The organism is Agrobacterium sp. SOY23 (assembly GCF_027212525.1).
GTDB lineage: Bacteria > Pseudomonadota > Alphaproteobacteria > Rhizobiales > Rhizobiaceae > Agrobacterium > Agrobacterium tumefaciens_I.
The window spans coordinates 1-22,492 of the sequence record NZ_JAPWDT010000018.1 but is presented as its reverse complement, the minus strand read 5'-3'; the positions used below and the strand labels follow the sequence as shown (position 1 = coordinate 22,492).

The following is a 22,492-nucleotide window of genomic DNA, read 5'->3' as shown; positions in this document are numbered from 1 at the left end:
GAGACAAACCTCCTTGCAGCGGATGGTGGAAGGACAGGGGCAACGACAGGACGCATACGCCGACCGCGTCGCAAACCTTGATCTGCATCTTCAGCATCAAACGCAGGAGGTCCCCGCACCACTCGTTCCCGCCATCACCCGCTACGACAAATCTGTCGACGAGATCGCCCGTGAGAAAGCGCGACCGGAACTGGAGCGGAACATGGAGGTGGTGCGCAATGTCGCTACTCGTGTCTATCACGATGCCTTCGGTGCATGCGACGCCATCAAGCCCCATATCCTCGATCCCGGTACCGATCCTGCCATTCTGGCAAGAGCCATCCGGGAGCGGCCAGACCAGTTCGGGGCGCTCCGCGGCAAGTCGGGCATCCTCGGTGACAACAGGGACAGAAAACAGGCGCTGCACTACGCCGGATCGGTCGCAACGCTTGTCGGGAACGCCGCCAGAAGCTGGCTACGGCATCTGGAAAACGAGCACCGCTCGGAAACATGGCAACGGGAAAAGCGTGATGTCGTTGAGGTCCCCGCCCTCACGCGGCGCAGCGAGGAAATCCTCACACGCCTCGGTGCGCTCTCCCATGAGCAAAGGCCGGCGTTCGTCCTCCAGATGGAAAACACCACGGAAGGCCGGCAGGCATTGCGGGAGGTCAACGCAATAAGGGAAGCTTTGACGAAACGGTTTGGCACCGCAAACCTGCGCAACGAGGATCTGGACAGGCTCAGGGTCACGGCAGACGCCCGTGTCTCCGTCGAACGCATCAGCCAGGTGGCCGGACTGGTCGAGCGGGCGCACCACGCCGAGCTCGTCGAAAAGCAGAAGCTCTCGCTCGGCTTGACCAAGGGGCTTGGGTTGCGGATGTGAGAACCGTCACGCCCGCACGTGTAAAAGCAGGGGCCGGGCCGGCACACTACCCAACGTATCGCTTACTGATTGAGCGAGCAGTTTTGCCGATGTAAGCGACGTGGTTCCCACGAACGAAAGCATACAGGGCGGCAGGGGCGTCGAGCGGAGGTTGTTTCGACACCTGACGACAAAACTGTAGAGGTTGAGACTTCTCCGAATGCGCGTCCTGTGGCATGATCTGAACCCTTCAAACTGGACCATTTTTGGCTAGAGTTTTCCGGTGCATTTTTCCTGGCTGGGAAAGGAACGGAAGACGATGAAGGCATCGCAGTTTTCGGACGCACAGAAAGCGTTCATTCTGAAGCAGGGTGATGAAGGCGTTACGGTTGCGGAGATCTGCCGGAAGGCAGGGATCAGCCAGGCGACTTATTTCAACTGGAAGAAAAAATACGCGGGCATGTTGCCGCCGGAGATGAAGAAGCTGAAGCAGCTCGAGGACGAGAATGCACGGCTGAAGAAGATCGTCGCGGATCTGACGTTGGACCGCGAGATGTTGCAGGACGTCATTCGCCGAAAGCTCTAAGGCCTGCTGGCAAGCGGGAGATGGTGAAAGGCATGTGCCAGGACTGGGCGATCTCGATCCGGCGTGCCTGTGGGGCGCTGGACTTCGATCGGTCGACCCACCACTACACCTCCCGCCGTGCCGATCAGGCCGGTCTTGAGCGTCGTATCCGTGAGATCTGCGAGACCCGTGTCCGCTATGGTTATCGTCGTGTGCATGTGCTGCTGGAGCGCGAGGGTTGGGGTGCCAATATCAAGCGGACCTACCGCATTTACAGGGACTTGGGCCTGCAATTGCGTAACAAGACACCGAAACGCCGGGTGAAAGCGAAGCTGCGGGAGGATCGGCAAATAGCCGTCGGGCCGAATGATGTCTGGGCGATGGACTTTGTTCACGACCAGCTCGCCACCGGCAAGAAGCTACGCGTTCTGACCGTGGTGGACACCTTCTCACGCTACGTCCCGGTGCTTGATCCAAGGCACAGCTATCGCGGGGAAGATGTTGTGCAAACGCTCGAGCGGGTATGCCGCCAGGTCGGCTATCCCAAGACGATCCGCGTCGATCAGGGCACCGAGTTCGTATCACGCGATCTCGATCTCTGGGCCTATGCGAAAGGCGTCACACTTGACTTCTCACGCCCTGGCAAACCGACCGATAATGCATTCATCGAGGCGTTCAACGGCCGCTTCCGGGCAGAATGCCTGAACCAACATTGGTTCCTGACCCTTGCGGATGCCCGCGAAAAGATGGAGGATTGGCGTAGAGACTACAATGAGGTTCGGCCACATGGCGCGATTGGAAACAAGGTCCCGATCGCACTGATGAATCCGGGAAGCGTAACCAGCCCGCCTCCCTGACTGAAGCCGGAAAACTCCAGCCTCCGCTGGTCCAATGTTTGGGGGCGGTTCAGAAGCCGGAAAACTCTAGTCTCCGGTGGTCCAACGTTTGGGAGCGGATCAGCCAACTTGTCCGGTAAAACGAGAAGCATTCCATAGCACAGAATATTTGTACCGAGAATTTTGACTTCCCATTTGCCTACAGATGCAACCTTTTCAGACTTTATGGGCAGCGAGATGGCGGTTAGATAATATCTGTAAGCGGGGCTGGTGAGACGCAGACAAGTAATTGGTTTCTCCAGATGTATAAGAGACGCCGGATAAAGAAATCTGAAAGTCTCGGAGGGCGCGCAAATTTCATCCCACCCTTAACTCTCAGTGAGTATTGAATGACGATCAAGTTTCCTACACCGCTCTCGCTGTTCAGCAGCAACATCGTGCTTGACACTCTCTCTCGCCGGTTTTATGAGGCATGGCTGGAAACACAACCTGCTCGGGAAGAAATCGACGCCCTATTCAGCAGTGTTCGCAATGAGTTGATGAATGTCCACACGGACGGCTCGTTGAATGAGATTGATGAGCTGCACCTAGTTGAAGCCCTGCTCAGCCAATTGGAGGCGTTCATCAATCGGGAAATTGGCCCATCAGTTGTACGTTAGAGCACATTATCAATAGCCCTGTGATATTGCTCACTTCGTAAGTGCTCGAACGTATCTCTGCTCCCACTGATTTTGTGGTTGCAACTGTGATGTTGGTCGGTTGCGCTAAAGCAATGGGGCTTGGGCCTACCGATAAGACATTAATCCTGTTGTCCGCACAACGTTCGTTGCCATCGGATGCAATCCGAGCCACAAAAACGTCATTACCGATTCTGCTGCCAAAGTACCCAACTCGGTAGTGTTCAACTCCCCCGATCTCGCTGGTCTGTTGTCCGGCTTGAATCGCATAGACCGCTTGGCATAGTAGTTTAATAAGTTCTAGGGACTACAGAAATGCCTGATGACTCGCTCTGGAAGCGGCTCATTAGTGGGGGTGGTCAACGCGTATCCCGCATATTGGGACGCCGTAAGCCTGTGCCGATAGAGAGTTCCCACTTAGAAACGTTACCTAACGAGCCAGCGCATAAAATAATCGCTGCCGGAAACGAGAAGACTGCCTTTGGAGAACCTCGGCATGCCCGGATGAAGGACCTCATTTATGCAGAGGCCGCAGTAAAACATGTGGAGGAAAAGCTCTTTTTGGGATCCACCAATCGCCAATTTGCGCACTCATTAAGGCCTCGGCTATATTATCTATTACCAGCTACCAGCTTCCCGCGATGGGAAAATGTTCTAATCATGCTTCATGCATTGGAGACAAAGGATGACAAGCCCGTGATATTGCAGCCGCCAAAAAATTCACCAGGGAACGGAGCGGCAGGATGGCTGAAAAGCTGACCACTTGCGACCCCGCCGCCGTACTAGTCAACGATGAGGAAATTGCCGCTTTCATGACCGCTAGGTTTGAAACTGGCGATGCGACCTACGTTGCCAAGGCGCTCGCCGTCGTCGCACGCGCCAAGGGCATGACTGAAATTTCGCTTAAAACCGGGCTATCTCGCGAACATTTTTATCGCCCGTTCAGCGAGCGCAGAAACCTGACCCTCGAAACGACGTTGCTTGTGATGCGGGCGCTTGGTGTGGAGGTATCGACCAAGATGCATGTTGCTCAATAACTGATTTGTTTCTGATTGCAGCCGAATTCTTTGACCGCAGTTTGAGGTAAAAATGTCAGATTTTCTTATCCATGCGAAAAGCCCCGCCGTCCGGGCAGGTCTCATTATTCCCGGCGCTGTCGTGATGATCACGATCGGCATTTCAGTGCTACCTCTCTGGAGTGCAACCGCCGCCACGCTCATCAACACTCTTGCATTAACCGCTGGGCTTTTGGGAGGTTTCTTCCATGTGCTTGATATCATGCCTGCGGCTCTCGCCATCGAAGAGATCGAGTGGAGAAAACAACATCCGGACGAATACGGAGAAGAGGATTGGGAGGCAGTACCCTTTTTGCATAACATTCTGGTTCGCATCCGGGCGATGGAAAACCACTACTGATTAGCGTCCCACCGGTGCCACGCACCATCGAAGCATTCTGACATCATAGAGATTGCGTCAAAGCCAAATTGGACGCCGAGACATCGCCGTCATCATGCAAGCCCTCAAACAGCATTTTGGAACGGCCGATCTCCTCCTCGCGAAAGGCCAGTATATGGGGAAGAAATCTTGTTCCCCCAATGAGGCGGGTTCAGTTGCGCATCTGAATGGTGATGCCGTGTTCGAGAGAAAAAACAGCTCGGATCGGTCCTTTGCTACGCAAATAGCCACTCCATTCGCGTCAATTAGTACCCACAACGCCTTGCCATCTTTTTCAATCTCTCGAATAAAACAGGTGGAGTAAACAGGGTCTTTCTTCTTCATACCTTCGTGCTGTCCAGGCTACTCTGCACCTCTTAAAGGTGCGCGATCAATGGCTTCGGGCATGAGCCGCTAGCCGTTCCGGCCAATTTCGTTCCTACCAACGGATGGACGGCATATGGCAGATGCAGCCGATTATCTTCATTCTCGGCTGGCTGTCGACGAGCGATCATCGCGCTCTTCCATTTTTCGTCGCTTGAAAGACAGCTTGTCATGGTCGCCCTTTGACTGGCTATCCAGAACTTCCGATGCGGCACGTTTAAAGTGTGACGGCCCCGCGCCTAGCGGATCAGCTTCAATTTCTGCATCCGCAGCCATATTAAGCCAGGCCTTGATGTCTTCGGTCGAAGAACTTTCCTCGTGGGCATTAAAATCGTCATCGAGGCGGTTGAGTGTGTTGCGCCAGCGCTTAGAAAAAGCTGCTTGTTGTTTCGGCGCACTCTCGGGCACCTGGCCGCCAACCGGACCTGCATCACCCGGGACAGATCGGAGGGATCCGAGCCGCGAGACTGATCTCGCAGGGGATGCTTTGAAAAAAGCGTTTGAATTGCCGGAACTGCTACCCACCGTGTGCCAACTCGACCCACCTGCTTGCTCGCGATATACAATTTCGTCGGAGGAGGCTCGGCTTGAAATTTCTACAGATTCTTCATCGCCATACAGATCCTCATTAAGGTGTAGCAATTTCGCTCTTTTATCCGCGCGCTCCTGCGCATGCTGCGTTTCAGCACTGGCGCCTTCCGCAAGCTGGTCCCATAAATCGCTTAGCAGTGCTTTCAAATGGTTTCGATCAGGAGATAGCTGCGCTGCGACACCCTCTCTGACGAACTTAAACTGATCAATGACCTCGAACGCGGCATTCGTAGAAAGCCCTAAACTCTGGCATTTCTCGTATAAATCTTCCGGTAACTCGATGCCATCAAGTAGTGTATCGAGCACCTTGCGCCGTTGCTTGGGCCGATCGCTGGGATCTGCCTTTATATGTCCATCCAACGTTTGGCCGAATTCGTCTAGCCGCTGCTGCAGTGAATGCGGTACGACGGGAACACCAGGAAAGCGATCTCTTGTCATGCCAAGAGTGACATAATCTTCCGACAGCGATAAAAACAATTCACGTGCCTGGTCCAACTTGAACTGCGCTTCGAAGGAGGGCTTGCTTTGATTGAGCAGGGCATATGTTTCAGCAAGCCTGTAAGCGGTTTGCCAACGCTTGAATGTATCGGCTTGCTGGGCGGCGCTATCATCCATAAATCCTCCGGCTTGGGGCTCCGTCTTGCTCTTTTCCTCCTCAATTCCTACCGGCACGCCAGAAGTCATCTCTATCACCAGTTTCCTTACAACTTAAAGCAAATGCAGATACATGGAGCGAGAATTCGTAATTCCATATCGCCGCATTAGCATTTTTTCCTACAGCTGATCAGATAAATCGCGTTACAATTGCAATTTCGACACCGGCGCTGAAACCGTCGTCGTTCAAGTACCGTTCTGGTTCAAACTTCGCCTACATAACGAGCCGTAAAAACTTCCCGACTGAGCTGATTTTCAGATCGGCCGTTTAGACTTACCGATCGGTAAGACAAATATTGTAACCCCACAAGTCTTCCTGTACGGTAAGTCAATTTGGAGGGTGAGGGATATGTTCAGGTCCGCGCATGATTTCGGCACTGCTATCAAAGAAAAACGTAAAAACCTCGGCTGGACCCAGATCGAACTGGCGACACGCTCCGGCACAGGCGAGCGTTTCATCGTCGAGCTTGAATCGGGCAAGCCGAGCTGCCAGCTTGAGAAGGCGCTCACCGTTGCGCGCACCGTCGGCCTGGAGATCGGCGATTTGAGGACCGCCCAACCGTCGCCGGCCGCAGCCGATGACGATCTGGACTTCCTGCCAAACTTCGGTGATGGCCGATGACCGCCATCTTCTATGAGACCCTACCGGTCGCGCAACTGCGCTTCGAAGGCGAGTGGCGGCTCAAATACGACCCATCCTGGGAAGCGCGTCGGGCAGCCTTCCCGGTCTCACTCACCATGCCCTTGCGATCAGGGACGGTCGGCGCAGACAGGCTGCTGCCGTGGCTGGTCAACCTCCTTCCGGAAACCCATCTTGCAGAAATCGGTCAGCGGCTGAAAATATCGCCACAGGATATCGTTGGGCTCCTCGAAAATATAGGCCGCGATACCGCAGGCGCCCTGTCCATCGGTGAGCCACGTAAGGCCGGCATTAACCTTCAGCCGGTTCCTGACCAAGCCGCTCTGGAGCGCATTCTTGACGAACTTCCCGCCAAGCCTTTCCTTGTCGGCGAGCATGGCGTTTCAATGTCGCTGGCAGGCGTCCAGGAAAAGCTACCTGTTTTCGTTGGGGAAGATGGCAATATCTCAATCCCAGTCGAGGGAACCCCATCAACACATATTATCAAGCCAGATACAAAACGTCTCGCCGGAAGTGTCGAGAACGAAGCCTTCTGCCTCGCACTTGCACGGGTCTGTGGATTGGCAGCAGCCGAAGCCACGATCGGCCAGGCTGGCAAACGGCGTTATCTGCTGGTGAAACGCTATGATCGTTTCACGGATCCGCAGGGCGAAATCCGCAGGCTTCATCAGGAAGATCTTTGTCAGTTAACGGGTCATTTTCCGTCCCATAAATACGAGCGATCTTCGACAGGTCACGGTGCGACGCTGAAAATGATGTTTGACGCCATAAGTAATATGGTCTCGCCCGGCGAACGTCTGAAACTTTTGGACGCCGTAATTTTCAACGTATTGATCTGCAATTCGGATTCCCACGCCAAGAACTATTCCGTGCTGATCGGCGCAGGTGGATCAGCGAGGATGGCACCTCTTTATGATTTGATGTGCACAGCGGTATACCGGCAGGTCGACCAGAGTCTGCCGCAAAATATTGGCGGGCGGTTCACCGCATCTGATTTGCGGGGCAATGATTGGAAGATGCTCGCGGACAACATCGGCCTGAGTCCTGCTGCAACATTGCGGCGGGTGGCGGAATTGACCGAGCTTGTTGCATGCAAATGCAGTGAGACCGCCGCATTTATTTCGCAACGCTCAGGCGATCCGACACGCATGCTCGAACAGGGCGATCATCAAATCCAGAAGCGGTGCAAGCGTATTCGGCAACAGCTTTGAGCGGAAATTATTTCCGAACAGAGCAACTTACGCTTAGTTCCTTCATCGACAACATCGGGTGATCGAAGACGAGCGTTAATTTTTGCACTGCAGAAACGTTCATGGAGCGACGGCGCGAGACGTATTGAGATAAAAAGGACAGTTTATCGTAGGTATCGCCTGGTGATATCGGTAGACCGTCGAGAAATAAAAGCACAATTATCAGTCGACATTGTTTCAGCCGTAGCCAAATCCATCACACAGCAAAACCAATTCATGAGAGAAAGGATACTCAACCACGCGACTGTCGGGACATTCTTATGGATAAAGCAACCCAATTGAAAAAAAGGCAATATGGGGAAATCGCAGGTCAACAAATTCCTCTGCATCGGCCGTTGCGGTTCGGGGTCTTAGCGGAAGCAACAACCCCAATTGTAGCATCCGTGCAGCCCGAGACAACGGAGATTCCGGGCGCACAGCAGGTGCGGCGGCCTGCTATGTCCCCCTACTTCCTTTTTTTTCTTCAGGACATCTGCGCTTTTGCGGCTATCTCCGTTTTCGTCGCAGCCATGTGCGTCCTGTCACAAGATATTGCCATGACTATTTGAATTCGTGCGGAGCTGGGGACCGTCAATTCCCTTCTTTTGGCCGTCTTCGTAAAGCCCATGCCATGGCCGTTCCTTCACGCGGAGAGAAGGAGGCATCGCCGTGGAACCCCAGCCATCATGCGCAAAAGACCTCGCTTGCGAGAACCTCGCCAGCTGTCAGGGTCCGTCGCCGTCAAGAGCGCTCCGGAACGTTTGGACGTACTGTAGGATGAACCATCCAGACATGTGATACGGGCTCCGGCTTCCGTTGCGATCAAAGTTCCCGCAAGGTGATCCCAGGGTGTCAGCGGTCCAGCATCACGAAGTGACCATGCCGCGCGCGAAGGCACGGTACATATGGGCGGCGCATCGATGGCTGGAGAACATTTTCGGCTTTGCCAGTCTCGCAAGAATATCGGATTTAACCGCCGTCGGGAGGAAATCGGTTGAGACATAACCCACCATTTCAGGCAGTGAGGCAGGCTCTGAGACGGACAGACGTTGCTGCGTCCCGTCAGCTCGGATCAAAAATGCTCCACTGGCCCTGTTCGGCCATGACCCAGTCGTCATTCATTGGGTCATAGATCACGCCGGCGACGGCCTTGCCCTGGCGGACCACAGCCGCGACAACCGCAAACAGCGGCACGCCCGCCACAAAATTTGCCGTCCCGTCCAGCGGATCGACAACGATCGCCGTTTCGGCATGATCAAGACGGTCAAGAAGACCGGTATCCCCAGACGCACTTTCCTCGCCCACGAACAGCACCCCCGGCATTATGCTTTCGACTGCTTGTTTCAGAAATCGCTCTGCCGCCTCGTCGGCCGTCGTAACCAGATCAGTCGCGTCGGCCTTCGCGCGGACGTCCAGATCCTGCACTTTCTGAAAGCGCGGAAGGATTTCCTTCCAGGCGGCCTGACGGACCTTGTCGGCGAGTTCACGAAGATTGAACTGCATCGGTGTGCCTCTCTTTTCTATAGCGTCGATAGGCTAGACAGCAGTCTTGGCCTTCCCGGCGGCGGCAAACTTGTTTGTTTCGAGATAGGAACGAAGTGCAGCCATTTCGTCGGTCTGAATCGTTGAAAAGCTGGCGCGAAGCAGTCGTCCCCAGACCGCGTCAGGATCCTTGAGCGCTGCGCTGTCGGTAAAGCCAGGTATTACCAACGGAGATAAAATCAAACCCTCGCGCCCGATATTCCACGAGCATCGATCACGGCTCCGCCGGTGTCGAACAGAGATGCGCCACCATGGTGGACATGGTTGAAGTACGGGGCCGATATCCTCGCGCCGGATGGCCATGGCAGGCCCGTTGTTTCTCTCCGCCCTAATCCCAGCAGAGCCATCGGTCGCCGCAACATGCGGTCCGCCGTTCGGCGACCAATGGCCCCACCTCCGGGAGGAACCGCGGGTCAGAAAAATCCGACCCGCAGATAACGGCCGCGACAGCCGTTATGACGATGTTCAATACATGTGAGGCCCCGGAGAATCCTCCGGGCTTCCGGGGCGAAAATTGCCTCGCAGCGGGCAAAATCCCGTCCCGGATGTTGACGTGCTCTACTGGGTGTCGAATACGAGCCGCAGGCCGCTATCCGCATCGAACAAATGGATTTTGTCAGCCTCGGGCACCACATGGATCGTCTCGCCGGGCCTGGCGGAGATCCGCTCGCGGAAGACGCAGACCAGATCCCGATTTCCTTCCGCGGCAGGATCGGACTTTGCACCGGGGTCGCGAACGACCACCTGCGTTTCCGATCCCATTGGCTCGACCACGACAACTTCCACCGGGACGCCGTCGGCCGAGCCGGAGGTCGTGAGGCGGAAATGCTCCGGCCGGACGCCATAGGTTGCGGTGTGGCCTTCGAAGGCCCTGGCGATTGCTTGCGGTAGTGGCAACCGCAAACTGCCCTCGCTCACGAATGCGCCGTCCCGAACCCTGCCGCGCACGAAGTTCATCGGCGGGGAGCCTATGAAACTCGCTACGAACAGATTGCGCGGACGATCGTAAAGCTCCAGCGGAGCACCGATCTGCTCAACGACGCCGTCATGCATGACGACGATCTTGTCGGCCATCGTCATGGCCTCGACCTGGTCATGCGTGACATATACGATCGTGGTTTTCAGCCGTTGGTGCAGTTCCTTGATCTCGGCGCGCATGGCGACGCGCAGCTTCGCATCGAGGTTTGACAGGGGTTCGTCGAAGAGGAAGACTTGCGGATTGCGGACGATTGCCCGGCCCATCGCCACCCGCTGGCGCTGCCCACCGGACAATTGCCGGGGGAGCCGGTCGAGATATTTTTCAAGGCCGAGAATGCTTGCCGCGTTCCTGACCCGGGTGGAAATCTCCGCTGAAGGAATTTTTCGCAATTTGAGCGAATAGGCCATGTTGTTGGCGACGGTCATGTGCGGGTAGAGCGCGTAGTTTTGGAAAACCATCGCGATGTCGCGCTCCTTCGGCTCCACGTCGTTGACGACGCGATCACCAATGCGAACTTCTCCCGCCGAAATATCCTCAAGGCCGGCAATCATCCGCAGCAACGTCGACTTGCCGCAACCGGATGGGCCGACGAGGATGACGAATTCTCCGTCCTCAATGTTGACCGATACTCCGTGAAGCACGTTCAACGCGCCGTAGGTCTTTCTTACGTTGTCGATTGCCAATCCTACCATCGTGCCGCTCCTCCATGGCGTACTGTTCCTGCGATCTTCGGTCGGGAAAGCGGTTTCACCCGCAAACCGGCATTTCCCCCCTCCCATGGTCATACCCGCCGTTACCGCACGGGATAAACCGCCAAGGAGCAGCGATATGCCCTAAATGAACGAAATCGCTCACGCCTCGACTTGGATGTTTAAGCACCTCGAACTTGCCTGTAGCACGGCGCTTTCTTTTGTTCAATATAGCAATAAACGTCACAAAACCTTCATGTTTCGATGACTTGACAACGAATGTATTCGCTCGGTATGAGCGATATAAGTCATTAGCAAATTGGAGACGCCGTGCTCAATACAGCCGAAGACCGCCAGGAGAAGATTGTCGATCTTCTTCGCGAGGAGCTATTCCTCGATATCAAGACGTTGACAAAGCGATTTGATATTTCGGTCGCAACCGCCAGGCGCGATCTGGTCGAGCTTGAGGAGGCGGGTCTCCTGCGGCGCACCCATGGCGGCGCGGTCAGCATATCGCAGGTGGCGCACGATCCGGCCAACGCAACACGAGCCGTTTCTCAAAGAGCAGAAAAAAGGGCGATCGCGGAAACCGCGGCGGCGATGATCAACGATGAAGACGTCGTCCTTCTCGATGCTGGCACGACCGCGTTGGAAGTTGCCAAGCTACTTGTGGGCCGCAAAGGGCTGACCTTCATCACCAACGGCGCGGACATCGTAGCCGAACTGATCCGGCACGATGCATCCAGCGTCTATTCCGTCGGGGGAGAATTCGCCGAGATCAACCGGTCCTTCCGGGGGCCGCTGGCGGAGCATTTCATCCGGCAGTTCAACGTCGACAAGCTCATCCTCAACGCCGCCTCGATCGATCTCGGCCGGGGCCTGATCTTCACGGGGTCGCCGGTCAACGCAAGCATCCAGAAGGCGATGATCGAGGTTTCGAACCGCACGATTGTGGTCGCGGACCATACCAAGTTCACGAAATCCAGTTTTTCCGTCACCGCGAAGATCGAGGATGTCGGCGTGATCGTCACCGACGCGGACGCCAAGGCCATCATCGAAACCGCGCCGGAAAAGCTCAGAAGGAAATTCGCCATCGCAAATTGAGACGCGATGCCGCGCGCCCCCAACAACAACTCACGGAAGTAGGGAGAAACCCATGTTTGCCAGCAGAAGACATATCATGTTCGGTACGGCCGCGATGATGCTTGCATCGCTGTCGGGTGTCGACAGCGCCTGGAGCGCCGGCGACGTGCACCTCAGCCTGATGATCTGGGACCCGGCCCAGAAGACCGGTGTTCAGAAGGCGGTGGATGCTTTCCAGGCGGCAAACCCCGCCATCAAGGTCTCGCTCATCCAGGTTCCGCCGGATCAGTATTACACCAAGCTCGACGCATCACTCGGCGCCGGCGAGGGGCCGGACGTCATGTGGCAAAGCTCAAGGGCGTCCTACTACGTCGACGGCGGCGCCTTGGAATCGCTGACCGGCTACATCAAGAAGGATAACCTGTCGCTCAACGGGTACAACAAACAGATCGTCGGCCTCTACAACATCGGCGGCGAGCAGTATGGCGTGCCGAAGGACATGGACGCCTGGACATTCATCTATAATGCCAGCATCTTCAAGAAGCTTGGCGTGGAAACACCCAAGCCCGACTGGACCTGGGAGGACATGGTCCGCATCGCGAAGGAACTGAAGGCGAAACAGGCCCCGTCCGACGTTCCGCTCTACTACAACTATTCCTTCAACAACGGTGTTGCGAGCCTCGTTCACGCACTTGGCGGCAAGGTGATCGACAACAACAAGAGCGCCATGTCGGCCGCCGCCGGCACCAAGGCGATGGAAATGGTCAAGTCCCTCCAGGACGAGGGGCTTATCTTGAAGGTGACCGACTCCTCGGACTTCAATCCGGTTTCGTCGCTGATCTCCGGCAAGCTTGCCATGGGCGAAATCCCCTCGTGGAACCTCAGCCTTCTTTCGAAGGCCGATCTTCCGGCTGACACCTTTCAGGCCGTCCGGATGCCGTCCGTCAACGGATCGTGGACCACGGACACCAACGGGCTCGCCTACGTGATGAACGCAAATTCGAAGCATAAGGATGAGGCGTGGAAGCTTATCAAGTTCCTGACGTCGGATGAAGGCGCCGGGCTTCATGCCGAGGGCGGGGCGGGCCTCCCGGCCAACATCGCGAAGGCCACGCTCTCGGCATTTGTGAAGGCGAACGAGAAACTTGGCGGTCTGGAGCAAGCGCTGTCAGTCACGATCGACAAGAGCTACCTTCGCACCACCACCCGGTATCCCAAGATCATCACGGCCAACAGCAAGATCAACAGTGCGGTGATGGGTCCTTTCTATGCGGGAACCGTTTCGGCTTCCGACACCGCAAGGAAGATCGACGAGGCGCTGGACGAGGCACTGCGGTGACCAGTGCCGCTCCATTTCCACTCAACGGCGCCGAACCGCAACCGGGCCACAGAACACTGTGGCCCGGGGGGCTGAAGTGGCGACAGGCGCGGGCGGGGTATCTTTTTCTGATCCCACTGCTCGCCGGGTTGATCGTCTTTCGGTTCTATGCGTTCGGCTACAACGTCTGGCTTTCCTTCACGAAGGCCGGCGCGTTCGGCCCGCCGCGCTTCATCGGCCTCGACAACTACCGGCGGCTGCTTTCCGACAGCCAGCTCGTGGTCGCACTCTACAATACCGTAAAATTTGCCCTGATCGCGGTGCCGGGCGTCGTGATCGTCTCGCTTCTCTGCGCGTTGCTCATGCAATACCGGTTCCGCGGCGAGTCGGTATTCCGGGCGATCGTCTTCCTGCCGGCGGTCTGCCTGCCGACAGCGATCATCCTCGTCTTCGGATGGCTGTTCCAGACGCAATACGGTCTTGTTAACGCCGCGATCCAAGCAATGGGTTCTTCTCCAGTCAGTTGGTTCGGGAGCGAAGCCGGCGTGACGGCCGTCGTTTCGTTGATCGTGGTCTACCTGTCGTTCAGCGTTCCCGCGATTATCCTCTATGCCGGGATGCAGGACATTCCCTCCGACGTCTACCAGGCGGCCATGCTTGACGGCGCAGGCCCCGTCCACCGGTTCTTCTCGATCACGCTGCCGCTTCTGACGCCGTCGCTCTTCTTCGTGATCCTGACGTCGACTATCGGCATTCTGAAGTTGTTCGACACGGTCTACATCCTGCTGCCGCCTGTCGACCATTCGGTCTCGACGAACTACGGCCTCACGCTGGTCTACTACTATTATTACCTGGCATTCGTCGACGCCGGCCAGCGGGGCTACGCGGCAGCCGTTTCCCTGTTCCTGCTCATCCTGATCCTCGGCGTCTCGATCGTTCTGCTTCGGCTTCAACGCCGATTCGTACACTATGGGGAGGACGGCTAGTGTTGATTCAATATCGCGTCCAATGGTGGACCTATGTTGTCGTCAGCTTCGTTGGGCTGCTGATCCTCGCGCCATTCGCCTGGATGGTGTCGACGGCGCTGATGACGACGGCGCAGACGCTACAGGTCCCGCCGAACATCATACCGTCTCCGGCCACCCTCGACGGCACGCGGGAAGTCTTCAACCGGCTTCCTTTCGCGATCCTACTGTACAATACCGTCGCCGTCTCGATCGGGCGGGTGATCTGCACAATCATCATCTGCTCGATGGCAGCCTATGCGCTGGCCATCATCAAGGTTCCCGGCGCGAAGTTCATTCTCTTGGTCATTCTGGCGCTGATCATGGTCCCCGGTGATATCTTCATCATCCCAAGCTATTCGATCATCACTTCGATGCGGCTGACCGATACGCTGGTGGCGCTCGCCCTGCCGTCGCTGTTCGACGTCTTCGGCGTCTTCCTGCTCTACCAGTTCTTCCGCGGCGTCCCGAAGGAGCTGATCGAGGCGGCGAGGATCGATGGCGCCTCCCATCTGCGCATCCTGGCGACGATCGTCGTGCCGATCGCGCGCAGCGGCATCATCTCGCTGGCGATCCTGACGACGCTCGCCGAATGGAAGGAGCTGCTGTGGCCGATCGTCGTCAACAGATCCATCGACAAGATGACATTGGGACCCGGCCTCGCCCTGCTGCGCGGCGAATACACGACCGACTGGAACGTGCTGATGGCCGCGGGCGTGCTGGCCGCCCTGCCGATGGTTATCATCTTCCTGATCCTCCAGAAGAGGTTCATCGCCAGCTTTGCCCGAAGCGGGCTGAAATAGCCCGCTTCGACAGTCTTCCTGAGTTTCCCGGTTCCGCACGTGCCGGGGAACCCGCATTTAATGAACGAGGAATCAATGTTCGACCTTTTGCCCTCGCGCTCCGGGCGCATACTCGTCGGCGGCCATCGCGGCCATTCGATCGAGGGACATGAAAATACCCGCCCTGCCCTGCTGCGAGCAAAGGAACTCGGGGCCTCGTTTTGTGAGATTGATCTTCGCATGACGCGCGACGGTCGTCTTGTTGTTTTTCACGACGATATCCTCGACAACGCGTCGACCGGACGAGGCTTGATCTCTCAAACGGACTATGCCGGGATCACCGAACTGAAAACGAAAAACCGAAATGGCATGGCGGTTGGCGGCCAGCCAATCGAGCTGTTCGAAGACATGCTGGCCTACAGCCGGGACCTTGGCCTTGGCCTTATCGTCGAGATCAAGGACAAGTTCGAGGGCGCATCCTATCTCGAAGAGGTTATCCGGCTCCTCAGCCAGGCAAACATGATCGAGCGCGTGCTGATCAGTTCTTTCGACTACGTCGTCCTGCGCGACATCAAGCGTCTTGCATCGGGCATCCGCACGATGGGCATCAACTACCATCGGCTGGTTGATCCTGCTTTGACGGCGCGCTCGGCAGCCATGGACGTCCTGAACACGGATTATCCGCAATTCATGCCCGACCTGGCCGAAAGCCTTCACGCCGCAGGGGTCTGTGTCAGCCACTACGTCCCTCCGCCGCAACACTTTGCCCTGAGAACCTCATACGGCTTCGACTATCTCGACCTGCTGCGATCCTATATGCAGGCGGGCCTGATAGACATGCTCATTTGTGACGACGTCGCCTGGATCGTCGAGTTCACGAAGTCCTGCGACTTGTCACCGGCCCGGTTACCATTCTCGAACTAGCGGCTGGAGCCACCCCGCCGAAGGGTCTTGCGCAGACGTCATCAGCATCGTCGCGACGATGCCGATGTTTCAGTAAATATGAGGAAATAAGCCTATGGCTAACAATGCAAACCATTCGTCTTCCCCCACGTCCATGGCGACCGTCGTCGAGGCAATAGCCCGCCGTGCCGGAGAGATCGCTCTGCGGCACTTTCGATCGCTGGCAACCTTGCCGGTTGAAAGGAAGGGGCATCTGGATCTGGTGACGAGTGCCGACCGTGAGGTTGAAGAGTACCTGATTGCAAGTTTGCGGGAAGCGTTTCCACAAGATGGATTTTTTGGCGAAGAGGGTGGCGAGATCGCCGGACGATCAGGGCGGATCTGGGTCCTTGACCCGATCGACGGCACGTTCAATTTCGTGCGCGGAAGCCACAACTGGGCTGTATCAATCGGGCTCTATGAAAATCACCAGCCCATTTTCGGCGCGGTGTACGCTCCTGCTCGGGATCTGATGGTTACGGGTGGAGTGACGAGCGAAGCGCGCATCAATGGTAACCCGGTGCCCAAGCTTCCCGAGTTCGACGCCAGCCGCGCTTCAACGGGTGTCGGCCTCCATCCGTCGCTGGCGACGGAAGACCGGCTGAACGTCCTGCGCTTTATATTCGACGAGCTCCACATCAATTTCCGCTGCTGCGGATCTTCAACTTTGTCCCTTATTGAAATCGCTACAGGGGAAACTGACGGTTATGTCGCGCTTTACGATTCCACATGGGACGTCATGGCGGGCCTCGCCATACTTGCAAGTCTCGGCGTGTCCCACACGATCGACTGGAAAAAGGTCAACCTGCAGGACAAACTTCGTTTTGCCTGCGGAAGCGACGCATATCTGACGAGGTTGCGTCCACTCCTCGAGGCCGCCTAGAGCATCCTGCGTTCTAGATGGCGCTTGCCCCAACCTTGAGAGGATCTCGTGGCATCAAATGGATATGGAGACGGCTGTGCCGTCGGCAAGCGACCGCTTGCTGAACTTCGTAAGAGAACGGTCGATCTTCGCGGCGCTGCCGATATACGCCTAGTGCAGGTCGAGGATGGCCCAGGCCGGGGGCAGCGATTGTTCATCCTTCGCAATTCCACCGGCCTCGGCTTGGAAATCGCCATTGATCGGGGCTTTGACATTTGCAGCGCGACCTGGCGCGGGGTTAATATCGGCTGGAACAGTGCGAACAACCTGCCCTGGCCGCCCAATTCCGTCGATGCCGAGGATGGCGTCGGCTTCTACAGGAATTTGGATGGCTTCATCGTCACCTGCGGATTGGATCACTTCGGTGCCGCGGGCCGGAGCAACGCAACGCATTTCATGCATAAGCATCGAAAGGAAGTGTTTAATCCGCTGCATGGCAGAATCTCCAGCCAGCGTGCGACGATCTCAGGCTATGGCATCGAATGGGAGAAAGATACTCCTGTCATTTGGGCAGAAGGCCTCGTCAGGCAAAGCTCGGTCTTTGGCGAAAACCTCGTATTGCGGCGCCGGGTGGAAGTCGAGGTTTTCGGCGGAACCGTTCGGATTGACGATATTGTCGGGAATAAAGGCTTTCGCCCTACCCCGCACGCCATCCTGTATCACGTCAATTTCGGCTACCCGTTTCTGGACGAGACGATCAAGATCGCGGGAAGTCTGGAACCCTCGCAGATGGAGATGTTCAACTCCGAAAATAAGGCGCCCCGGGATGATTTCATAGACTATTTCAAGGAAATTCCGTTTGCAGTCGATACGTCTGAGGTTGTTGTCGAACTCTGCAATGAAGCGATCGGGGGCGGCCTAAGAACGCAGCTTGCTTTCGACAGGAACAGTCTACCGGATTTCGGTGTATGGCGCGCGTTTCAATCGGGAGTTTACGCGCTCGCATTTGAACCCATGAGACGCGCGTCCAAGGAGACCGAGCTCCTGCCGGGAGAACGGGCGTCTTATTGGCTAAGACTCACCCTGATGTCCTGATTTCACATTGTTGAGGCCCGCAAGTTCGATGCCTATCCATATACATACCTGCCATCGGCAAGAATGCGCCGACGACCGTCCATCACCGCTCACCTTCCGCAGTTTGAACACGTCATCGAGCCGGAGGCCTTGAGCCCTGCACCCGCAGTTTTGCTCGACCGATCCACAGCGGCTGACCGGGTTTGCCGGGCAGCAAACATGCCGGTCTCTCCCTCATCGCGGGCGAACATACCCTTCCGCTATTCGACGGTTTGCTTGCGCAGCAGCAGCCATTTTTCTGGCCAAACCCGGCACGAACAAATGAATAAAAAGACAAATATACGTCGCGCCTGTACGAATTTATTTACAAACATTCGCACAATTTATCGGACAAATTTACAAACAATACACATATATACATCCTGCCAATGCCAAGACGCTAATGCATGCCAAGACACCACTCGGGTCAGCTCGGGGCAACAATCTCTCCGCCGGAATGCCAAGTGACGCTAATGTATGCCAAAGCGCCACTCAGGTCAGCACGGAGTAATAATCCCCTCCGGCATGATAAAAATAAGGGAATTGTCTTACATGCGTGACGCATACACTGCCCCCTCGGGCTGAAGGCCACGTCAGCTTGACGAAAACTTGCTCAAATCCGCGCAATCACGCGTAAGCACGGAGGAACAACCCTCCGCTGCCCGGATGCACTTCTTTCTATAAAGCCAGGCGACCTCTCCTGATTTCGACACCATCATCTCCCCAACAAATATCAGCATACTCACAGCATCCCAATCCGACCGCAGCGAACATCGGCAATGGCAGTGAGTAGCCCTCCAGTGTGTTACGAAACTCGTGCTGACAGCATCTTAGGACCCTATCTACGATTACCCCAAGGCAGACCAGCCCAAGCCTCGCCTGCCCGACGGCATGTCGGAGGAGGAGTTCTGGAATCTTCATTGCATGCCCGACATGGTCAAGCATCGCAATGAGCATTGGGAACACCGTCAGCTCGGCCACCATCGCGCGCAGATGTTTCCCGCCGTGGGCAAGCCTGCGAACAGTCGCAGCTCCCTTATTGCGAACCTCAAGCAAGGGCGAAGGCACAACGAACTGGATGGCGTGCTCACCAAGGACCAAGTCGTGGCCATCCTTCATGACTTCTCTGCGTGGCGCGAAGCGGGCATCAATACGCCGGTCGGCGACCTTTTGTCCGAGCAGATCATCGGAGTGAAGATGACGATCTCCAAGTTCCAAGCGGCTGGCTTCGCTCCCCACGTCAAGGTGGCTACCGACACCGTCGAAGAGATGTTCGGACTGATCCGATACGGATTGTCGCTCGATCCCACCGCCACTTTCTATCCCGACCTCCGCAACGAGCAGTGTGCCCCGTTCACGGCCAAGCTTAGTCTTATGGAGGACGAAATCTGCGATCATGTCGTCATGATGTTCTACACGTTCAGCATTGTGCTTGGCGACGATCATGCGCGTCAGGTCGAGAGTTTCCCTCACCACCCCCATTGGAAGACCCGCACCCACCGCCTTCTCAACTTCTACCCGAGCGAGTTGATCACCGTCGCCTCGCGCCTCGGCATGCTTGCAGATACCTGCGAGCAGCTTTTGGATGCCGGCAAGGCTGTTATGAACAGCTATATCAAGGAGCAGCTTCCCCTCTTCGGACTTCTGGCGATGAATTCCGGCCTGACCTCGGCGGATTTCCCCGACTTTGACTACTTGACCAAGGTCGAGCGCCAGAATGTTTTCGCGGAAGAGGCGATGGTGAAGCTTGTAAACTGGTCTCGGGACAACGCCGCACTCCCCTACCTGAAGATCGGATCCGGCACTCGTGCCTACGACTACTCCATCCCTCACGAGGATGGCCAGTTGGAGTTCCATACCTTCGATCTCATGACCTGCAAGCCGGTGCCTTGGCCCAAGTCGGCGGTTCTCAGGAAGATCAAGGAACTGTACGCCACTCCCGGCGTCTGCGAGAGAGTTCTTCGCCCTGACCTGATGATCACCGACGCCCCCGAGAAGGCGGCCCTAGAGTGCTGCGGCATCAAGGCCGATGACAGCAACGGATATCGCCACCCCCAATTCGACCTGGTCTTGTCCGCGGATAATTGATGTCTGCGCGGAGCCTAGTGGTGCCGACCCTTGCGGGGGTTGGAGTAGGATTGCAGAAGCAGTCGCAAATGGAACACGGGTGAGATGTCCTCAACGACACGGTGGCATGTGCTTCAACACGCATGCTTGGTTGGGAAACGGTTCTCTTCAATTCGTTTTTGTCCGAGAGGTCAGTGCGCTGCGCATGCGACTTCCCCTTCTGCTCGCTTGACACCTGATGCTTTCATGATTTTTGTTCCTCGCTTATCGGGGCTGTTTTTGTTTGATCCCATAAACCAAATAAATAGCCGCGAAATACACATACTTCGGCTCAAACCACCTGCTTCGGTGAATACCCTTGCATCTTGATAGACCGTGTTCCGAAGGCAGACATGGATGGTTCTGCAACCTTTCGACGTGACCGGATGATAGCATGTTCCAGGTGTTTCCAGTGCACCTTCTATTGTCTCCCATACCTATGCCACGCAATCGATCTAATCGAAGGGTTAGGGTTAGGGTTAGGGTTAGGAAAGACTACACATCTATATATCCTGCAGTGAACCAGTATATTGCAGTACCGTGACTGGGGATGAATAACCCCGAGTTTCGTAGACCCCTCGGGTTAGATTTTTGCTGCTTCTCGAACTCGACGGGCGAGCATCCCGTTCCTGACGTGTTTGCGTTTCGGGTTGTAGAACATTTCGATGTAGTCGAACACGTCCTGGCGAGCTTCAGAAGATTGAAGAAGCTCTCGGCCACCGCCTTGTCATGGCAATAGCCGCGTCGGCTCATCGAGTTAACCAGATTGTGGTGCCCTGAGGAACGAGGCCCAGTCCATGCTGGTGAACTGCGAGCCTGATCCGAGGGGATCAGCACCCTGTTCTTCGGCTCGTCTCTCAGTGGCAACGTATGGCCCGCCCTGTTCGCAAGTAGGATTTTTAGATTCCTGTACAATCTGCTTCAACGTATTCGGTCTCACGGGTTTGCCGTGGCCAAGATGGATATCCGCACGTCCAGAGCCTCAATAATTAACGCGGCTTCATTGAGCCATTGCCACTGCTGGGCTTTCCGCACGCCGGTCAACTGTCAGGCCATCTATATTCCTTCTCGCAAACATCATGGGCTGTGGGGAGACACAGCCGGTCTTGTTATGCCGTGATCGTGCCGTACCCTCGCTCGAACGGGCGCTCTTTCCGTAATACCGCCCAGGCAATGCGGGCGAGCTTATTCGCAAGTGCTACGATCACGACATTCCGGTGTATACCCCGGGAAAGTAGGCCTCGAAGCCATTGCCCGAGGGGGGTGTCGCTCTGACTGAGTGTTGGCATCGCCGCTCGCGCGCCATGCACAAGTAGAGTTCGTAGGTAGACATTGCCGCGCTTTGTGATGCCTAGCAGCCGCGGCTTGCCTCCGGTCGTAAATTGTCGCGGCACTAGCCCCAGCCACGCGCCGAGATCTCGGGCGCGTTCGAACCCGCTGGCATTTCCTATCGCTGCGATCAGCGCTGTGGCATTCAGCACCCCAATGCCTAGGATAGTTGTTAGCCTGCGCGCTGCGAGATTATCTCGAGCCAACGACAAGAATTCGGCATTGAGAGCCGCAATCTATGTGTCGAGCATCTTCCACTCGGCTCGAAGTTCGGCAATCAGGAGATGAATGCGCTCTGATATGCCGCTGGCCTGTCCATCCAATAATGTGTCGACGGCACTCTCAAACTTGCGACGGCCAGCAGCTACGATGAGACCGCGTTCCAGTAGGACAGCACGCATCTGATTGATCAGCGTCGTTCTTTCTGCCACGAGGCGCGATCGAACTCTATGCAGTGATTGGATATCAAGCTGCTCTTCGCTTTTGAGATCGACGAACCGCATTGTTGGACGCGACGCAGCTTCCGCTATGCCTTCCGCATCCCGATCGTCATTCTTCTGTGCCTTAACATAAGGTCGAACATACTCCGGAGACATCAGTCGAACCTGATGCCCCTGCGATACAAAAAGTCGGCCCAAGTGGTGAGCACCGCAGCATGCTTCCATCGCGATGGTGCAATTCGGAAGCTTGTTTACAAAATCGATGAGTGTCTGCCGTCGCATTGTCCGTCGGACAGTCACAGCCCCTTTCTCATCCACTCCTACAACGCTGCAGCTATTCTTGCCTATGTCGATACCTAAGACCGAAATGGTCATGGATCGGCTCCTCTTCCTTCAATGACGGGTCATCATGCTCGATGTCCTCGGAAGGGCGGGCCATCCCATAATCAACA

At 56.1% G+C, this 22,492-nt stretch carries 19 protein-coding genes and 3 pseudogenes; 16 read left to right on the top strand and 6 right to left on the bottom strand.

The annotated features are described in order from the left end of the window. The 5 genes from O3S81_RS26270 to O3S81_RS26250 all read left to right on the top strand — a co-directional run. Positions 1-862: BID domain-containing protein (locus O3S81_RS26270; protein ID WP_269347818.1), on the top strand; the 862-nt coding region annotated here is incomplete at its 5' end. 298 nt (positions 863-1,160) lie between these two features. After that, a protein-coding gene (locus O3S81_RS26265) for an IS3 family transposase (protein ID WP_269347817.1) occupies positions 1,161-2,263 on the top strand; the annotation gives its coding sequence in 2 pieces (ribosomal slippage) (positions 1,161-1,422 and positions 1,422-2,263; 1,104 coding nt in all). Between the two features lie 368 nt (positions 2,264-2,631). After that, positions 2,632-2,901 carry a hypothetical protein gene (locus O3S81_RS26260; protein WP_269347816.1) on the top strand — a complete coding sequence of 90 codons (270 nt, stop codon included), beginning with the start codon at positions 2,632-2,634 and terminating at the stop codon, positions 2,899-2,901. 761 nt (positions 2,902-3,662) lie between these two features. Then, positions 3,663-3,956 (top strand): addiction module antidote protein, encoded by a 294-nt coding sequence (locus tag O3S81_RS26255; RefSeq protein WP_269347814.1) that lies wholly within the window; start codon positions 3,663-3,665, stop codon positions 3,954-3,956. A gap of 52 nt (positions 3,957-4,008) precedes the next feature. Next, positions 4,009-4,335, top strand: a complete 327-nt coding sequence (locus O3S81_RS26250) for a hypothetical protein (RefSeq protein ID WP_269347812.1) — start codon at positions 4,009-4,011, stop codon at positions 4,333-4,335. 501 nt (positions 4,336-4,836) lie between these two features. On the opposite strand, the gene O3S81_RS26245 is transcribed toward O3S81_RS26250, so the two are convergent. Beyond that, entirely contained in the window at positions 4,837-6,012 is a 1,176-nt protein-coding gene (locus tag O3S81_RS26245; protein ID WP_269347811.1) for a hypothetical protein, read from the bottom strand. Between the two features lie 319 nt (positions 6,013-6,331). Between O3S81_RS26245 and O3S81_RS26240 the strand changes: the two genes are divergently transcribed. The 3 genes from O3S81_RS26240 to O3S81_RS26230 all read left to right on the top strand — a co-directional run bounded on the left by O3S81_RS26240 (position 6,332) and on the right by O3S81_RS26230 (position 8,420). Then, the gene (locus O3S81_RS26240) at positions 6,332-6,604 is read left to right on the top strand and encodes a helix-turn-helix domain-containing protein (protein ID WP_269347809.1); all 273 of its coding nucleotides are present in this window, start codon (positions 6,332-6,334) and stop codon (positions 6,602-6,604) included. After that, a complete protein-coding gene (locus O3S81_RS26235) occupies positions 6,601-7,833 on the top strand; it encodes a type II toxin-antitoxin system HipA family toxin (protein ID WP_269347807.1) in 1,233 nt (410 codons plus the stop codon). Before O3S81_RS26240 ends, O3S81_RS26235 begins: the two co-directional genes overlap by 4 nt. A gap of 299 nt (positions 7,834-8,132) precedes the next feature. Next, the gene (locus O3S81_RS26230) at positions 8,133-8,420 is read left to right on the top strand and encodes a hypothetical protein (protein ID WP_269347805.1); all 288 of its coding nucleotides are present in this window, start codon (positions 8,133-8,135) and stop codon (positions 8,418-8,420) included. A gap of 115 nt (positions 8,421-8,535) precedes the next feature. Here the strand turns inward: O3S81_RS26230 and O3S81_RS26680 are convergent. The 3 genes and pseudogenes from O3S81_RS26680 to O3S81_RS26210 all read right to left on the bottom strand — a co-directional run bounded on the left by O3S81_RS26680 (position 8,536) and on the right by O3S81_RS26210 (position 11,064). Beyond that, positions 8,536-9,354 (bottom strand): annotated as a pseudogene (locus O3S81_RS26680) (inositol monophosphatase family protein). 33 nt (positions 9,355-9,387) lie between these two features. After that, positions 9,388-9,696 carry a hypothetical protein gene (locus O3S81_RS26215; RefSeq protein WP_269347801.1) on the bottom strand — a complete coding sequence of 103 codons (309 nt, stop codon included), beginning with the start codon at positions 9,694-9,696 and terminating at the stop codon, positions 9,388-9,390. A gap of 255 nt (positions 9,697-9,951) precedes the next feature. Continuing rightward, a complete protein-coding gene (locus tag O3S81_RS26210) occupies positions 9,952-11,064 on the bottom strand; it encodes an ABC transporter ATP-binding protein (RefSeq protein ID WP_269347799.1) in 1,113 nt (370 codons plus the stop codon). A 327-nt stretch (positions 11,065-11,391) separates the two neighbouring features. Here O3S81_RS26210 and O3S81_RS26205 point away from each other — a divergent pair, with 327 nt between their 5' ends. From O3S81_RS26205 to O3S81_RS26170, 8 genes are all read left to right on the top strand, one after another. Further along, positions 11,392-12,165: a DeoR/GlpR family DNA-binding transcription regulator gene (locus tag O3S81_RS26205; protein WP_269347797.1), complete on the top strand. Its 774-nt coding sequence runs from the start codon at positions 11,392-11,394 to the stop codon at positions 12,163-12,165. Positions 12,166-12,217: 52 nt separating this feature from the next. Then, a complete protein-coding gene (locus O3S81_RS26200) occupies positions 12,218-13,483 on the top strand; it encodes an ABC transporter substrate-binding protein (protein WP_269347795.1) in 1,266 nt (421 codons plus the stop codon). Continuing rightward, on the top strand, positions 13,480-14,448 hold the full coding sequence (locus tag O3S81_RS26195; RefSeq protein WP_269347793.1) for a carbohydrate ABC transporter permease: 969 nt from the start codon (positions 13,480-13,482) through the stop codon (positions 14,446-14,448). Before O3S81_RS26200 ends, O3S81_RS26195 begins: the two co-directional genes overlap by 4 nt. Then, on the top strand, positions 14,448-15,269 hold the full coding sequence (locus O3S81_RS26190; RefSeq protein ID WP_269347791.1) for a carbohydrate ABC transporter permease: 822 nt from the start codon (positions 14,448-14,450) through the stop codon (positions 15,267-15,269). Before O3S81_RS26195 ends, O3S81_RS26190 begins: the two co-directional genes overlap by 1 nt. 75 nt (positions 15,270-15,344) lie before the next feature. Beyond that, positions 15,345-16,172, top strand: a complete 828-nt coding sequence (locus tag O3S81_RS26185) for a glycerophosphodiester phosphodiesterase (protein ID WP_269347790.1) — start codon at positions 15,345-15,347, stop codon at positions 16,170-16,172. Between the two features lie 94 nt (positions 16,173-16,266). After that, the gene (locus O3S81_RS26180) at positions 16,267-17,073 is read left to right on the top strand and encodes an inositol monophosphatase family protein (RefSeq protein WP_269347788.1); all 807 of its coding nucleotides are present in this window, start codon (positions 16,267-16,269) and stop codon (positions 17,071-17,073) included. A 48-nt stretch (positions 17,074-17,121) separates the two neighbouring features. Further along, the gene (locus tag O3S81_RS26175) at positions 17,122-18,147 is read left to right on the top strand and encodes a DUF4432 family protein (RefSeq protein ID WP_269347786.1); all 1,026 of its coding nucleotides are present in this window, start codon (positions 17,122-17,124) and stop codon (positions 18,145-18,147) included. Positions 18,148-19,089: 942 nt separating this feature from the next. Then, on the top strand, positions 19,090-20,253 hold the full coding sequence (locus tag O3S81_RS26170) for a hypothetical protein (protein ID WP_269347785.1): 1,164 nt from the start codon (positions 19,090-19,092) through the stop codon (positions 20,251-20,253). A 609-nt stretch (positions 20,254-20,862) separates the two neighbouring features. Here the strand turns inward: O3S81_RS26170 and O3S81_RS26165 are convergent. Next, positions 20,863-21,129, bottom strand: a pseudogene (locus O3S81_RS26165) (IS3 family transposase); the annotation flags it as partial. Positions 21,130-21,380: 251 nt separating this feature from the next. Then, positions 21,381-22,415, bottom strand: a pseudogene (locus tag O3S81_RS26160) (IS110 family transposase). Between the last annotated feature and the right edge of the window lie 77 nt (positions 22,416-22,492).

Bases quoted from the DNA above. Each gene is read 5' to 3' on its own strand.
- O3S81_RS26250 (WP_269347812.1), top strand. From the start codon at position 4,009: ATGTCAGATTTTCTTATCCATGCGAAAAGCCCCGCCGTCCGGGCAGGT.
- O3S81_RS26255 (WP_269347814.1), top strand. From the start codon at position 3,663: ATGGCTGAAAAGCTGACCACTTGCGACCCCGCCGCCGTACTAGTCAAC.
- O3S81_RS26230 (WP_269347805.1), top strand. From the start codon at position 8,133: ATGGATAAAGCAACCCAATTGAAAAAAAGGCAATATGGGGAAATCGCA.
- O3S81_RS26185 (WP_269347790.1), top strand. From the start codon at position 15,345: ATGTTCGACCTTTTGCCCTCGCGCTCCGGGCGCATACTCGTCGGCGGC.
- O3S81_RS26235 (WP_269347807.1), top strand. From the start codon at position 6,601: ATGACCGCCATCTTCTATGAGACCCTACCGGTCGCGCAACTGCGCTTC.
- O3S81_RS26200 (WP_269347795.1), top strand. From the start codon at position 12,218: ATGTTTGCCAGCAGAAGACATATCATGTTCGGTACGGCCGCGATGATG.
- O3S81_RS26210 (WP_269347799.1), bottom strand. From the start codon at position 11,064: ATGGTAGGATTGGCAATCGACAACGTAAGAAAGACCTACGGCGCGTTG.
- O3S81_RS26260 (WP_269347816.1), top strand. From the start codon at position 2,632: ATGACGATCAAGTTTCCTACACCGCTCTCGCTGTTCAGCAGCAACATC.
- O3S81_RS26215 (WP_269347801.1), bottom strand. From the start codon at position 9,696: ATGGCCATCCGGCGCGAGGATATCGGCCCCGTACTTCAACCATGTCCA.
- O3S81_RS26180 (WP_269347788.1), top strand. From the start codon at position 16,267: ATGGCTAACAATGCAAACCATTCGTCTTCCCCCACGTCCATGGCGACC.
- O3S81_RS26170 (WP_269347785.1), top strand. From the start codon at position 19,090: ATGCCCGACATGGTCAAGCATCGCAATGAGCATTGGGAACACCGTCAG.
- O3S81_RS26240 (WP_269347809.1), top strand. From the start codon at position 6,332: ATGTTCAGGTCCGCGCATGATTTCGGCACTGCTATCAAAGAAAAACGT.
- O3S81_RS26245 (WP_269347811.1), bottom strand. From the start codon at position 6,012: ATGACTTCTGGCGTGCCGGTAGGAATTGAGGAGGAAAAGAGCAAGACG.